This is a genomic window from Haliscomenobacter sp., assembly GCF_040403615.1.
GTDB lineage: Bacteria > Bacteroidota > Bacteroidia > Chitinophagales > Saprospiraceae > Haliscomenobacter.
This window is the reverse complement of sequence record NZ_JBBAKG010000043.1, coordinates 13,557-27,811: the sequence shown is the minus strand read 5'-3', so window position 1 is coordinate 27,811 and position 14,255 is coordinate 13,557. Positions and strand designations below refer to the sequence as shown.

Genomic DNA, 14,255 nt, shown 5'->3' with positions numbered 1-14,255 from the left:
GAATTCGGTTATTTGATTTTGTTAAAAACATGGGTTTCTTGCCATTTTTCTCCGATCAAGCGCAGAACGTAACTGCCATTTGTCAAGGTTTTTAGATCAAATGAAGTGAAAGGTTTGCCTAGAATAAGCCCAGATTGAACAATTCTTCCTGTGGCCAGTTCACAAATTTGAAATTGCAAATCAGTTTCGACCAATGCTGAGTTGAGTTCTAAGGAGAGCTTTTCGGAAATAATCGGGTTAGGGAAGATTTTGGATTTTTTGGCGAATAATTTAGATTCGGGCTTGTTTATTGAAGTGCTTATGGCAGAAATTTTTACAAAACTTACAGCACCATTCGGTGCAATAAATGAACCACCTAAGTAATAGCTATTTTCGTTTATAATGATTGTTGAAGAAAACCTGGGGTTGTCTAGATTTGGAAAAAAATCAGCTATAAATTTTCCATTTTTATCAATTATGAAGTTCTTGTTTACACTGCGGCCATTGTATTGATCAAATGAACCAGATATCAGTAAATGGTCAAGGGGTAACTTTGTAAGGAAAGATACGATAGATGGACGATCTGGGTTAGTGCCAATATTGGCATTAAAATTCATTGATTTTTTTCCCAATGAGTCCAATTTAATTAAAAAAGAACGATTGATATTGTCAGATTTGCGCGTGTATCCACCCAAGATAATTTCACCAGTTGAGAGAAGTGCGCCTGAGGTAGCATATGCGTTTCTTTCAGCTTCTGCAGCAAATCTGGAATCTCTCAACCCATTGGGCAATGCTCTTATCATTGCCGTTGTATCTGAATTATCATAGCGCAACGAGTGACCAAAAATGAGTAGCTTCTGATCTGGCTGTACAATTAGACCATTGTATCTTACCAATGAGTTGATGTATAAATCGTTGTAATTGGCTTCAAGAACTCCATTAGCGCTGTATCGAGCGAGAGTCTGACCACTATTGCCTAATCCATCTCGGTAGGCAATATTTTCACCTGCATAGATTCGATCATTTGCATCTACATCAAGGTAAAGAATGGATGTAATTAAGCCGTAGTAAGGATAAGACAACGACCTGATGAAATTGCCATCCTTATCAATGATATCTATCCCATTGAGTAGCCCATCAAAGTCTGGTGTACGAGTGCCTCCCACTACAAAATTACCATTCGACTGCTGTTTTATTTTATTTACACCCCGGTTTATATTTGCTAAATTTTGATTGAAAGAAGGATCAAGTTGTCCATTCGGCATCAATCTGGCGATGTGATTGACACGTGTTCCATTGATGAGGTGAAAATAACCTCCAATGACTATTTTTTCGTCCTTTAGTTTTAGCGCGTCGGATACAACTCCAGGAGCATAAAATCCTGCCTTAAAATTATCATCAAAGGAGGAGAAAATATTGTCACCTGCTTTGATCCTAGCTATTCCTGCTTTGAAACGATTGCCTACTTGAGTAAATTGACCAGCAAACACGATGCGACCTTCCGCTTGTGTTTCGGCATTGAATATGTAATCATTGACACCAAAGTCTTCACGTTTGGAATATGAATTGGTAGTATGATAAACTTCATAATGACTTTTGCCCAAGATAATGAATCCTCTTTTGCCTAAAGGATGAAGGAATGCGAACTCATTGCGCAGGTTTTCAGAAAATATCCGCTTGCCATTTCGATCAAAAACGGTGACTGTGCTAAAATCTCCAGATAAAACTCCAATGGTGCCATCGGCTAAAATTGCAATGTTGCGTAAGTTAAAAATAAAAGTATTGGTAAACACGGGGTTAAACAGAGTGTCTACTTTTCCAAGTGAATCAACCCGGAGTAATTTTTGGGTGCGATTCCCAACTTTAAAGTTTGATCCTGCAATAATTAACTCGTTGTTTGATTGAAAATCAATGTCATCTATAATCCCTGGTGAAGTAGATTCTGTTGAAAAAAACAATTCTGGAAAACCTTTGTCGATGGTTCCATCGGGTAGCATTAATAGAGCATGGTATATTACCCCCGATTTTCCATCCGGTCTTGGTAAAAAACCGGAAACAAATATTTTTTGATTGGGAAGAATAACCAACTGGTTGATGCTGAATGTTTCTTTTGATAAAGATGCAAATGTTTGGTCGATGGTTCCATTTGGCAGAAGGCGTAATAAATTGCCGAGAAATGCTCCGGTTGAAGTTTTGAAATTTCCCGCAATGATGATTTTACCATCTTTTTGGACACCTACCCGAAATGGCGCACTCAATTGAGAAGGATATTGAAAAGAACGATCTACTTCACCGTCTTCATGTACCCTAAACAATAAGCCAACTGATTCATTATTGACATACCCTTTGATTGAAGCAGTTACGAGTAACTTATTGTCTACTTGTACTGCAGCAATGTTGTGATTATTCGAAGCACGCAAAATTCGGGGCGCAAAAGCCGGATCGATAACCTGGGCGACTAATGCCATATAGCCTAAAATAAGCAGCAAGGTGAGTTTTAGTTTTTGCATAAAATGTGCTTTTGGAGTTTTTTTATTGCACACGAAGTTAATGCTATAACAATTCTTCTGCAATTTTTTTACTTATAAATCGTCAAGAAATTATCGGAGATTTCATATCTTCCTCTTCCAAAAGCCTGATCATTGATGACTTGCGCGGCAATATAGTCCAGAACGGCATCGCGCTTGTCCAGCGGTAATTTCGTTTGGGCTTCCCAGGTTTGTTCGGTTGGAATGTTGATGATGGCCAGGGCATCGCCGCCGCCGAATTCCCACCATAGGTCGAAGGTGGTTGCATCGCTTTCAAAATAAAGATTTCCGCTGCGACCTTCGGAGGTGTAGCGGATGCGGGCATCACCCAGGGCTTTGGCTTGTTCGGAAAGTGTGGTCATGCGGTCTCTGTTTTGTTGTTTTTAAAATCTAAGCCTTGTAACCTATTTGAAAAAAGCACTTCAAATTAAGTCAATCTAAACTTTCAATTTTATGGAAAGTGCTTTATATTTACGCAATCGACCTATCTTTTTATTTCTTTAAAAACATTTTTACAAAATACTTGCTGCTTTTAAGAAAGTGGTGGTCATCTCTTGCATCTACATTCTAATCACTCAATAATACCTAAAACATGGCAAACGTACAAATCAACTCCGTAAAAGCAGCGGACCCAGGGTTGGGTTTTTCCCTGGAATTAGACAACAATGGAGCTCCCATCAACCAATCTTTGAAAGTAATCGCCAAAGTTACCGACAGTCAAAACAAGATCTTTACGTCAACCGTAATCGTCAGTGATCCCATTTCTGACAAAACCATCAATTTTGTAGTGCCATTTGGAGACAATGAATACGCTCCTGGCGAAATCTTGAATTACAGTTTGGACATTTACATTCCGGCAGATGCGTCTACTCCCGTGAATCAGCCTGGTGTAGTAATCGCCAATTCAGGGAAATTTGAATTGCTATCGGATGCACCCAACAGTATTCCCGATGGTGGATCACTGGGGCCAGGGCAGTTGATGAATTCAAAAAAAGGCAATAGGGTAGGAATCATGCAATTGGATGGAAATTTTTGTGTGTATGACCAATTTGCGAAGGGGAAAAATTCGGGCATCAAAAATACGGATTCTACCTATTCACAAGGCAACGGCAACAATTGCTCACTCCAGGTTCGTGGGGGACGAATTTTTATCCACAACAATGCTACCAATAGGGATGTAAGTGCCAGCCCTGCCAGTCCGGCCATGCCTGGAGCTGCGATGGTGATTTCTAATGGATTGATTTGCTTGCAATTACCGGGAGGGCAGCCTGTTGTTGTACAAGTAAGACCTAGTAATCTGCCTTAAACCGTTTCCAGAAAATACATGTCAATCGCGCCTTTGTTTTTGGCTTCGATTTTTCCCCGGTGGGTACAGGCAAAGTCATTTTTCACCAACTCGTAAGTAGTTCCTGAAAGATTGATTTTGCCTGGCTCGCTGTTTTGCTCCATCCGTGCCGCGGTATTGACGGTATCTCCCCAAATATCGTAGGCAAATTTTTTGACCCCCACAATTCCGGCTACTACGGACCCCGTGTGGATGCCAATGCGCACCTGAAATTTGGCGGCATTGAGTGGATCTTTGATCCAGGCACAAATGGCTTGGGCAGCAAGGACTGTTTTTGTTGCATGCTCTGTATCTGCCCCCGGAAGGCCGCAAACTGCCAGATAGGCATCACCAATGGTTTTGATTTTTTCCAATCCGTTTTCTCCAATAATCCCATCAAAAACGCGAAAACAGCGGTCGATTTCACCCACCAATTCCTGTGGAGACAGGTTTTCGGCAACCTGCGTAAAGTTGACAAAGTCGGTAAACAGTACGGTAACATTGTCATACAAATGAGCGGTAGCAGATCCCTTTTCCTTCAGTTCTTCGGCTACTTCGGCGGGCAAAATATTGAGCAAAAGCTCATCAGATTTTTGTTTTTCTAGTGAAATAACCCGATTGGCTTTTCTTTGGTTGCTAAAGTTGCGGTAAATGAAAAATGAGGCAAGTACGGCCAACAATAACCCAAGCATAGAAATGTTGCGCTGGATATTTCTGGCCTTGATTTTGGTTTTTTGCAGCTCACTTTCTTGGTTCAAGGTTTTTAATTGAGCGGATTGCAATTGTTTTTCTTTTTCGGATAGGCTCAATTCCTTGATTTTCTCTTGTTTTTCGGCTTTTTCTTTAAGGTAAGCCAAGCGTTGTAAGTCTTTCTCCTGGTTGCTTAAATCAAGTTGCTGACTGCTCAGTCTGAGTTCCTGACTGCGTTGGGTGGCAAGCAAAACTTGCTTTTGCAATTGCTCTTCTGTGAGTCGTTGTTGAAATTTATACTCGGTTTCTTTTTTGTCAAACTCATACTGAATTTCAGTCCGGGTAAATTGTTTTTTTGACTCTTCCCCCAGGAATTTATCCCGCAATTCGGTGTGTTTTTTGTAAGCTTCGTAAGCCTGGGGATAGTTTCCCTGTTTTTCATAAATGCTGCTTAGCGAAGCCAAAATGTCACTTTCTAAATACAGCGAACCGATTTTTTTTGCAATAGAGAGCGCTTTGGATTGGTAGGCAATCGCCTGAGAGTAATCCTGGTTGGATGCATAAATATTTCCGATTGAATTGAAGTCGGCTGCTTGAGCATTCAGGTCGCCCAATTTTTCATGAATGGCCAGGCCTTTTTGTAGAAAGGATAATGCTTTTTGATTGTCTTTCAAAGATACATATAGACTGCCCAAATTGCTGAGATTGGCCGCTTGTCCGGATTCAATGCCAATTTGCTCATACATCTCGAGCGCTTTTTCGTGGTATTTCTGAGCCTGTGTATAGTTGGAAAGCTGTTTTTCGACGCTTCCAAGTCCGGAGAGATTCGCTGCCTGCTCCGTTTTGTCGCCCAAATTTTCCCAAATGGGCAACGCTTTTTGATGAAATTCACGTGCTTTGAGAAAGTCATTTAAATTGTAATAAATGTAAGCCATTTTCAAAAAAATATCTGCTTGTCCAGACTTGTCTCCTAATCTTTCATACAGCGCTAAAGCTTTTTGAAAATAACTTAAAGCTTGGGAGAAATCCCCTAAACGTTCATAAACTGCTCCAATGTTTCCCAGGCATAGGGCTTCACTGGGCTTGTTGCTCAAAATTTGGAAAACAGGCAAGGTTCTTTGGTAATATACCAGGGCTTGTTGATAATCGGAGTTGTTGAAATAGATGTTGCCAATGTTGTTCAGGTTGTTGGCTTGTTCCTGTTTGTTGCCAATGCTTTCGTTGATGGGCAAGGCTTTTTTATAGTATTCGAGGGCTTGTGGGAAATCACTTTGGGCCAGGTAGATGTTGCCGATGTTGTTGAAATTGGCGGCCATGCCCGGCTTGTCCGTTAATGCTTCGAAAAGGGCAGCAGCTTTTTGGTGCTTATCGAGTGCTCGAGGATAATCTGACAAGCGATACAAATTGATTCCCGCAAAACGATAGGCTTGCGCTTCGCCTTTTTTTGAACCAATTTTTTGGGCCAGGTTCAGCGCAAGATTGGCATAATACAATCCGGTATCCGGGTTGAAACGCCGCAGTTCGTAGCTGATTTTATTGAGGGTACTGACTTTTTGGGTGTCGGACTTGAGTCTGGGGAGCGTTTTGCGCAAGGAGTCGATGAGCGCCTGCCCGGTTTTGCTTTGGGCGCTTGATCCAATGGCGATGGAAAATAAGATGAATAGGGCAGTGAGGTGTTTCATAGTATGGCAAATGTAGATCAGTAAAGCTACATTTTTTTATGAAAACTTTTTGAAAAAGCAAAGCCGACTGGAATCTTTTTTGACCCCAATCAGCCTTTGCCGTTTTGTAAAAATGTGCGTTTATTTCTTTCTTTCTGTATAGGTTGGCTTACTTCGTCGAATCCACCCTCACCCACAACTCAGTCGATTTGATCTCGATGATGTCGCGAAAGGCTTTCATGGTCGCCGCATAATCCTTGGCAGGATATACTTTTTTGAAAGCGACTTCGATGTAATTGCTGTTGTCGGCATTGAGCATGTCTTCCAAGGTATTGGTGCCAATGACGCGGTAATAATTGCCGGTTTCGGGACTGTAAGGATACATGTGGTCGCCGAAAGTCCAAGTGGCAATTTTGCCCATTTTTATGGCTTCCTCGAAAACCGGTTTCATCATTTTCTCCATTTTTTCCAACTCGCTTCCTTTGCCAGAAGCAGACTGAAGGTGGGTCAATTTGAGGAAACTGGCACCAGGAGAGGCACTTTCCGTCATGCGATACAGGTGGGTCGCAACCAGGTTGCGGGTTTTTCCGGTGTTGTCGGCAATGGCGAGGTCTTCTTTGCTCATCCCTTTGGTGATGTACTCCCAGGTCATGTTGCTGGATTCTTCTAGTTCCTTGCCACTTTTAAAACGGGTAGTGGTCATGTAGTCGTACTCAGCGTTGGTGCCGCTGGGGTAGATGCTGCGGTACAAAGTCCAGCCCAGGATTTTGCCTTCGTCTTTGCGACGTTGGTGTACGGTTTTCCATACTTGTTCCACTTTCAGGTAGTCGTCCCACATGCCAGGCATAACTTTCATGTATTCGCGCTGGATGTATACTTGTTCTGGTGCTGGCGTGGTTTGGGCTTTAACCCGCACGTCAATAAGGCAGTAAAAGGCAATCAAAGCCAAGACTTTGATTGGGAATAATAAAGATTTGGTGTTTCTCATTGTGTTATTGATTTTGTTTTCGATAACACAAAGGTGCAGGCAATAGCAGGGAGGCGCATCCACATGTTGATGTGGGAGGAGTCAGGTTTTTTCTACTACATCCGATAATTTAACCAAAAAACAAGCGTACAGCAAAACAGAGCTTTAATTGTTTTTGAAATTTTTTATAAAAAACAGGTTTAGAACTACGCTGTCTTCATCTCCGCTGAAGCCTCCAAGCCCAGTTCCTTGATGCTTTGTTCCCGCATTTCCACCTTGCGGATTTTGCCCGTTACCGTCATCGGGAAACCATCGGTGAAGTGTACATATTGCGGGATTTTGAAATGTGAAATCTGGCCTTTGCAGTAATCCTGTACTTCTTCTTTGGTCAAGGTTTCGCCCTCTTTGATGCGAATCCAGGCCATTACCGCTTCCACGTATTTGGCATCGGGTACGCCAATCACCTGCACATCGCTGATTTTGGGATGGGTGTACAGGAACTCTTCGATTTCGCGCGGGTAGATGTTTTCTCCCCCCCGAATGATCATGTCTTTGATGCGGCCTACAATTTTGACATAGCCTTCATTGTCTATCGTAGCGAGGTCGCCTGTGTGCATCCAACGGGCTTGGTCGATGGCGTTTTTGGTGGCGATGTCATTTTTCCAATAACCCAACATGACGCTGTAGCCACGGGTGCAAAGTTCACCAGGGATATTCCGAGGCACGGTCAGTCCCGTTTCTGGATCGACGATTTTGACTTCCAGGTGCGGGTGAATTTGACCTACGGTGCTGACCTGTTTTTCCAGGGGCGTACCAATGCGGGTTTGGGTGCTCACGGGACTGGTTTCGGTCATGCCGTAAGCGATTTCCATCTCAGACACGTGCATCAGGCTTTGTACTTTTTTCATCACTTCAACCGGGCAAGGAGAGCCTGCCATGATGCCGGTGCGTAAACTGGTCAAGTCGTATTGGGAAAAATTGGGCAAATCCAGTTCTGCGATAAACATGGTAGGTACGCCGTAAATTCCTGTCGCTTTTTCTTGTTCCACCGCAGCAAGCGTGCTGGCCGGATCAAAGCCTTCACTGGGGTAAATCATGGCTGCACCGTGCGTGACACAACCCAGGTTGCCCATCACCATGCCAAAGCAGTGGTACAAGGGTACGGGGATGATCAGGCGGTCTTTTTCGGTGAAACTCATGAGCTCTGCCACAAAATAGCCATTGTTCAGGATGTTGTGGTGGCTGAGGGTTGCGCCTTTGGGGAAACCTGTGGTGCCGGAAGTGTACTGGATGTTGATGGGCTCGTCAGCAGATAAACTACCTTGGCGACTGGCCAGGGCTTCAGGGGTGATTTTTTCGGCTTCCTGCAAAAAATCATCCCAACGCCACATGCCCGGTCTTTCATCTTCCGAAAGGCAAATAATGGTGCGGAGCTGCGGTGCTTTCGCAGTATTGAGATGTCCTTTAGGCGTGTCTTTCAATTCAGGAGCCAAGGCATAAAGCATTTCGCTAAACTGAGACGCTTTGAACTGATCAGCAGTGACCAAAGTGCTGCATTCGGATTGGTTCAGGGCGTATTCCAGTTCGTGCAAGCGGTAACTGGGGTTGATGTTGACCAGGATGGCCCCGATTTTTGCGGTAGCAAATTGGGTCACCGTCCACTCGTAGCGATTGGGTGACCACACGCCTACCCGGTCTCCCTTTTGTATACCCAAAGCCATAAAAGCCCGCGCACAATCGTCAACTACGGCCTTGAATTGCTGGTAGGTAAAGCGAATGTCTTGGTGGTGCACAATCAATGCATCGTTGTGAGGGAAACGCGCGGCAGTGTCATCCAGCATATCGCCGATGGTGGTGCCGAGCAAGGGCTTGGTGCTGGTACCGCTGAGGTAGGAGAGTTGTGTGGACATGATGTAGGAATTTTGACTATGCGCCAATTTACAAACATTACTTCTCTCTCCTTCGCCATTTTCTTTGTTTCGTATGAATTCTTGTCAATGGGGCTTTTGAGTTTGGATCGATGTGAGTGATTTTAGAAAGGAAAAAAAGGAAAATTGACATAAAAAAACCTGTGAGATACTAAGTACCTCACAGACTTTCCAGATCAAATCAAGCTATCCCTTATTGTGGATAACCCGGATTCTGAGTTTTCAAATTCGGGTTATTTAGCAACTCTTGCCTTGGAATAGGAAGCAACAAGTGCTTCTCTTGCAAAGGCTGATTTGAACTCAAGTTAACGTGCCCAACAAATTCATCAAACTTCTTGGTATTTTCGTTGAACACCTTGCGCAAACGCACCATGTCAAACCAGGTGATTTGCTCATAGCACAATTCATGCCAACGCTCTTTCCAAACCGCTTCGCGGAATGAAGCTTGGTTATACGTTTCCAAACCTGGTGTAGTAAGTTTGGCCCGGTCTCTGATGCGCTTGAAAGCATCGTAAGCCGCCTGTGTAGGTGCGCCCAATTCGTTTTGCGCTTCTGCAAACAGCAACAATACTTCAGCATAACGAATTTGAGGTACGTTCAGGTTGTTTTGACGTGTACCTGCCACTCCAGAAGTACCGGCTGAAGTACGATTGAAGTGTTTGAATACATAAGGTGCACCCAATTCAAAACGTGCGCCGTTGCCGTTGGTGAAATAAGAAGTATAGAAATACCCTTCCTGGTCTTTTGCGCGCAAATCACCAGTTTCATACGATTTGTAAAAAGCTGAAGTAGGTACGCTACTTCCGGTCCCACCGGGGCCGCTAAAGGTTACAGGCTTAAAGTTCGGGTAAAAATTCTCCATTGGATTCCCTGCCACTAACGTATTGTATTGCAGCATAAAGAGGTGCTCAAGACGGTTTTCCGTACTTTCTTTGTGCACATCATCATAGGTCGTAAACAAGTTAATTGACCCAGGGGTCGCATTGGCATAAGTGATCACCTCAGCTGCTTTATCGGCAGCCAACTTGTAATGCGAAGCGCCTTTTTTCAAAGGAAATCCGGCCATGGTCAAGTAGACCCGCGCCAACTGCGCTTTTACTGCAGCCAAATTGGCACGACCACTGACGTCCATCCAGGCCAAACCAGCTGCCTCGGCAGCAATTAGGTCATCTACAATCAGTTTGTAAATTTCTTCCTGAGGCGCACGTCCAGGTAAAAAATCTTCTGAAGTTGCTGTTTGTGGCTTGGTAATGAGCGGAATATCTCCCCACATTCTAACCGCCGTAAAGTAAGCCGAAGCACGCAAAAAGCGGGCTTCACCCAAGATTTTTTTCTTTTGGGCCTCTGGCATTGGCGTAATTGGCGGCACTTTGTCAATCACTTGGTTGGCTTGTGCGATCACTCGGTACAAGCCGTTCCAATAGTTGATCACATGGGCGGTATTGCCGTCGTGTACCAGTCCATACAAGTTATTCAAATCCGAGTTTTGCGCTGTTTCGGTGGTTGAAGTACCTGTTAGGGCTTCCAACAACTGCCAGTTGCTCGAAAAAATACCGGCACCACCGCCCATAAAACGCAAGTCTGCATAAACAGCAGCCAGTGCAGCTTCGGCGTGGTCTGGAATGGTATAAAAACTATCTGGTGTAAGGTTGGACGGAGCCTGTTCATTCAAAAAATCACTACAACCCGCAGTCCCCAGCAAGATCGCTCCAACGAGCGTAACTTTGCTTATATATTTGATGATATTCAATTTCATAACAAATGAAGTTGTGTTGAATTAAAAACTAGATTAAAGGCCAATTTGCAAACCAACCATATAGGTGGTAGGCTTGGGATAGTTGTGCCAAATCATACCCTGAGAAAACGCGCTGTTGCCAGCTCCCTGGTTGGTGGGTGTTACTTCAGGATCGCCAACAATCTTGTCCTCTACCAGCAAGAAGAAGTTTTGAGCAGTGGCATACACCCGCAAGCGGCCCATTTTGAGCTTATTCAGCACCTGAGCAGGGAAAGTATAACCCAGCAATAAATTTCTGCCCCGCAGGAAAGAACCATTTTTGACCCACCAGGAATCTACGTTGGTGACATAACCCGCGCGCGTATCGCGAATTTCAGCAATCATCGTATTTTGATTCTGGGGAGTCCAGGCGTTCAACACAGAAGAGTAGCTGTTGGCCAGGGATTGGCGGTCTTCGCTAGAGTGAAAGTTCAGCATCAACACATCGTTACCATACGAAAACTGAAGATCCAAGGTCAAATCAATGTTTTTGTAGCGGATGGTGTTGGAAAAGGTTCCCCAACCCTTTGGGCTACCATTTCCGATGATGCTGCGGTCAGCGCCGTTAATGGCCTTGTCGCCATTCGTATCCAGATACTTGAGGTCACCTGGCAAAACAGTTAGACCATTGCGGTAACTCGTAAATTTGGCGGCTTCTTCACGCTCAGATTCGCTCCAAACGCCCAGGCGGGTAAGGCCATAGAAAGAACCTACTGGCTCGCCAATCCGAATGATGTTGGCATTGCCGATAAAGTCTGGTCCACCTACGTTGAAGATATCGGAAGGAGTTGCCAAGGAAAGGACTTTGTTCCGGTTGAATGAAATATTGAATGAAGTAGTCCATTGAAAACCACCAGCGTCAATGTTTCTACTGTTCAAGCCAATCTCAAAGCCCTTGTTGTACATGGATCCCACGTTTCTGCGAATGGTACCGTAACCACTCGTTGTTGGCACAGGTGCATCCAACAGCATGTCGGTTGTTTTGCGGTAGTAATAATCGGCTTCTACTGAAACCCGGCCTTTGAACAAAGCGAATTCAATCCCTACATCTGTCTGCGCCGTTTTTTCCCAACGCAGATCGGGGTTGGCCAAACGGTTAATACCTGTTCCAGCTACCCGTGCATCATTATAAATGGTAGCGAAGTTGGAGCTCAACAACGACAATGAGGAATAAGCTGGGATTTCAGAGTTACCGGTTAGACCGTAACTTGCACGAAGTTTTAAATTGGAAATCACCTCACTGCCTTTCAAAAATCCTTCTTCGGACACCCGCCAAGCTACTGCACCTGATGGGAAGAACGCAAATTTGTGGTTTTCTCCAAATTTGGAAGAACCATCTGAACGACCAGTAAGGGTGAACAAGTACTTGTTGGACAAGGTGTAATTGAGGCGTCCAAAATAGGAGTTAAACGCAAACCGCGATGCACCAGAGCTAACTGTAGGGTTGACGGCACCAGCGCCCAGGTTGTTGAATCCGAAATAATCTGTGGCAAAATTGCTCACACCAGCACCCATGCTAAAAACGTTCGTTTCTTGCCATGAAACCCCCAATAAACCGTTAAACGAGTGGTTACGCAGTTGTTTGTTGTAGGTCAGGTAATTTTCCAATGACCAAAAACTTTCTTTGAAGTTGGTGGTAGAGGCAGAGCCATTGCCACCAATGTTGATGGTACGGGTTGTAGATTGGTTGTTTTCCTGGGTCTGAACGTTGATACCAAACACGGTACGCATCTCCAAACCTTTGGCTAAGCTGAGGTTTGAATACAAACTTCCCAATGTTGTTTGGGTGTTCAAAATATACCTACGTCCCATCAAGTTGTGAAAAGAGCTGAATGTACCTTCTGCAAAAGGATAATCGCGGTTGTTGGCAAAAGTTCCATCTTCGTATCTAACCGGCATAAATGGGAAGTCTTCAACGATACGTCGAGCTACCTGGTCGTTTTGATCTACAATATTCTCGGTTTGGTTGTTGTAACTCAAGGTACCACCTACTTTCAGCCATTTTTTAATTTGGTCATCAATGGTAAAGCGGCCTGAGTATCTTTTCATGTACGAAGTCTTGAGCAGACCCTGATCGTCGCGGTATCCCAGCGAAATAGAATGCTGGGTACGCTCGTTGCCACCGCTAAAACCCAATTGGTGGTTTTGAGAAAGCTTACTTTGTGTCGTTTCTTCAAACCAGTCCGTGTCAAACTTAGGACTGCCATCTGCATTGAAAACCCGTGGATCAATACGGCGCAATTTGGGATTTAAACTCGCCCATCTGCCTGCTGCCCATCCTGCGGGGTCATATTTGGCCATGTTGGCCCAAGATAAATCTTCTACGGCCTGGTATTCCTTGGCATTCAATACTTCTGGTCGGTTTGGTCCGATGGTATTGACACTAAAATCGCCATTGTACGTAATCGAACCTTCGCCTGCTTTTCCTTTTTTGGTAGTGACCAAAATAACCCCGTTGGCACCTCTGGCACCATAAATGGCGGTTGAAGAAGCATCTTTGAGTACCTCTACCGAAACGATGTCGTTGGGGTTGATGTAGTCAATTGCGGAGCTGAACTGGTTTTGGGTACCTTGGGGAAGCATCACTCCATCTACCACGTAAAGCGGGTTATTGGAAGAGTTGATGGAACTAAATCCGCGTACACGAATGGTTGTTCTACCGCCCGGACGCCCCGAGTTGTTGTTTACTTGCACGCCGGCAATTCTACCAGACAATGCCTGGGTAAGTGATGGTGTGGGGCGTTCCTGGAGTTGCTCAGCTTTGACAGAACCAACCGAACCGGTCAAATCCGATTTCTTGGCCGTTCCATAACCAATGACCACAACGCCATCCAGTAACTTTGTGTCCGTTTTCAGGCTGATGGAAATGGTCGTTTGAGCACCAACCACAATTTCTTGTGAAAGGTAACCTGTGTAGGAAAAGATCAAAGTTGCGTCATCTGGTGCTTCTAAACTAAACTTTCCATCGACGTCAGTTACGGTACCATTCGAAGTGCCCTTGACCAAAATACTCACACCAGCCAAAGGTGCGTTGGTTTCATCTACAACTGTACCATCAATGGGCTTGACTACAGTTGATGCAATTTCCACTTTTTCAAGTGGTTTGGAGTAGGGAGAGGCATACAAAATGCCAGAACAGCAAATCACCAGAGCGATCTGAATGAGCAGAAACCGGCCAAAATTAAGCCATGTCCCGCTTTGAAGTAAATTTTTTTTCATCTTGTTGTGCCCGAAATGGGTGGTTAGATTAAGGATGAAATAATCTGAAGTAACTGTGTAAAGATCTTTAGTGAATGTAAAGTAGGGGTAAATCCTATATTAGGCTTTGGTTATGAAATGAGGCGCATTTTTAATAAACAATAAATTTACTTTGCTGGATTATTTTACATTTCTACGTCTAAAAC

The 14,255-nt window shown here is 44.2% G+C and carries 8 protein-coding genes; 1 reads left to right on the top strand and 7 read right to left on the bottom strand.

Features of this window, described 5'->3' with window-relative positions; genetic code table 11:
- Positions 1–8 precede the first annotated feature (8 nt).
- A complete protein-coding gene (locus ABW391_RS15165) occupies positions 9–2,489 on the bottom strand; it encodes a delta-60 repeat domain-containing protein (protein ID WP_353482736.1) in 2,481 nt (826 codons plus the stop codon).
- A gap of 68 nt (positions 2,490–2,557) precedes the next feature.
- Complete coding sequence (locus tag ABW391_RS15160) at positions 2,558–2,869, bottom strand: hypothetical protein (RefSeq protein ID WP_353482735.1); 312 nt, start codon at positions 2,867–2,869, stop codon at positions 2,558–2,560.
- Between the two features lie 230 nt (positions 2,870–3,099).
- Between ABW391_RS15160 and ABW391_RS15155 the strand changes: the two genes are divergently transcribed.
- Complete coding sequence (locus tag ABW391_RS15155) at positions 3,100–3,813, top strand: hypothetical protein (protein WP_353482734.1); 714 nt, start codon at positions 3,100–3,102, stop codon at positions 3,811–3,813.
- On the opposite strand, the gene ABW391_RS15150 is transcribed toward ABW391_RS15155, so the two are convergent.
- The 5 genes from ABW391_RS15150 to ABW391_RS15130 all read right to left on the bottom strand — a co-directional run bounded on the left by ABW391_RS15150 (position 3,810) and on the right by ABW391_RS15130 (position 14,070).
- The gene (locus ABW391_RS15150) at positions 3,810–6,203 is read right to left on the bottom strand and encodes a tetratricopeptide repeat protein (RefSeq protein ID WP_353482733.1); all 2,394 of its coding nucleotides are present in this window, start codon (positions 6,201–6,203) and stop codon (positions 3,810–3,812) included. The genes ABW391_RS15155 and ABW391_RS15150 overlap by 4 nt on opposite strands.
- Before the next feature lie 148 nt (positions 6,204–6,351).
- Entirely contained in the window at positions 6,352–7,170 is an 819-nt protein-coding gene (locus ABW391_RS15145) for a hypothetical protein (RefSeq protein ID WP_353482732.1), read from the bottom strand.
- 185 nt (positions 7,171–7,355) lie between these two features.
- The gene (locus ABW391_RS15140; RefSeq protein ID WP_353482731.1) at positions 7,356–9,059 is read right to left on the bottom strand and encodes an AMP-binding protein; all 1,704 of its coding nucleotides are present in this window, start codon (positions 9,057–9,059) and stop codon (positions 7,356–7,358) included.
- Between the two features lie 211 nt (positions 9,060–9,270).
- Positions 9,271–10,833 (bottom strand): RagB/SusD family nutrient uptake outer membrane protein, encoded by a 1,563-nt coding sequence (locus ABW391_RS15135; RefSeq protein WP_353482730.1) that lies wholly within the window; start codon positions 10,831–10,833, stop codon positions 9,271–9,273.
- Positions 10,834–10,866: 33 nt separating this feature from the next.
- Entirely contained in the window at positions 10,867–14,070 is a 3,204-nt protein-coding gene (locus tag ABW391_RS15130) for a SusC/RagA family TonB-linked outer membrane protein (RefSeq protein ID WP_353482729.1), read from the bottom strand.
- Positions 14,071–14,255 lie beyond the last annotated feature (185 nt).

Excerpts from the sequence above, each read along its gene's own strand:
- ABW391_RS15145 (WP_353482732.1), bottom strand. The coding sequence starts at position 7,170 with ATGAGAAACACCAAATCTTTATTATTCCCAATCAAAGTCTTGGCTTTG.
- ABW391_RS15140 (WP_353482731.1), bottom strand. The coding sequence starts at position 9,059 with ATGTCCACACAACTCTCCTACCTCAGCGGTACCAGCACCAAGCCCTTG.
- ABW391_RS15130 (WP_353482729.1), bottom strand. The coding sequence starts at position 14,070 with ATGAAAAAAAATTTACTTCAAAGCGGGACATGGCTTAATTTTGGCCGG.
- ABW391_RS15150 (WP_353482733.1), bottom strand. The coding sequence starts at position 6,203 with ATGAAACACCTCACTGCCCTATTCATCTTATTTTCCATCGCCATTGGA.
- ABW391_RS15165 (WP_353482736.1), bottom strand. The coding sequence starts at position 2,489 with ATGCAAAAACTAAAACTCACCTTGCTGCTTATTTTAGGCTATATGGCA.
- ABW391_RS15135 (WP_353482730.1), bottom strand. The coding sequence starts at position 10,833 with ATGAAATTGAATATCATCAAATATATAAGCAAAGTTACGCTCGTTGGA.
- ABW391_RS15155 (WP_353482734.1), top strand. The coding sequence starts at position 3,100 with ATGGCAAACGTACAAATCAACTCCGTAAAAGCAGCGGACCCAGGGTTG.
- ABW391_RS15160 (WP_353482735.1), bottom strand. The coding sequence starts at position 2,869 with ATGACCACACTTTCCGAACAAGCCAAAGCCCTGGGTGATGCCCGCATC.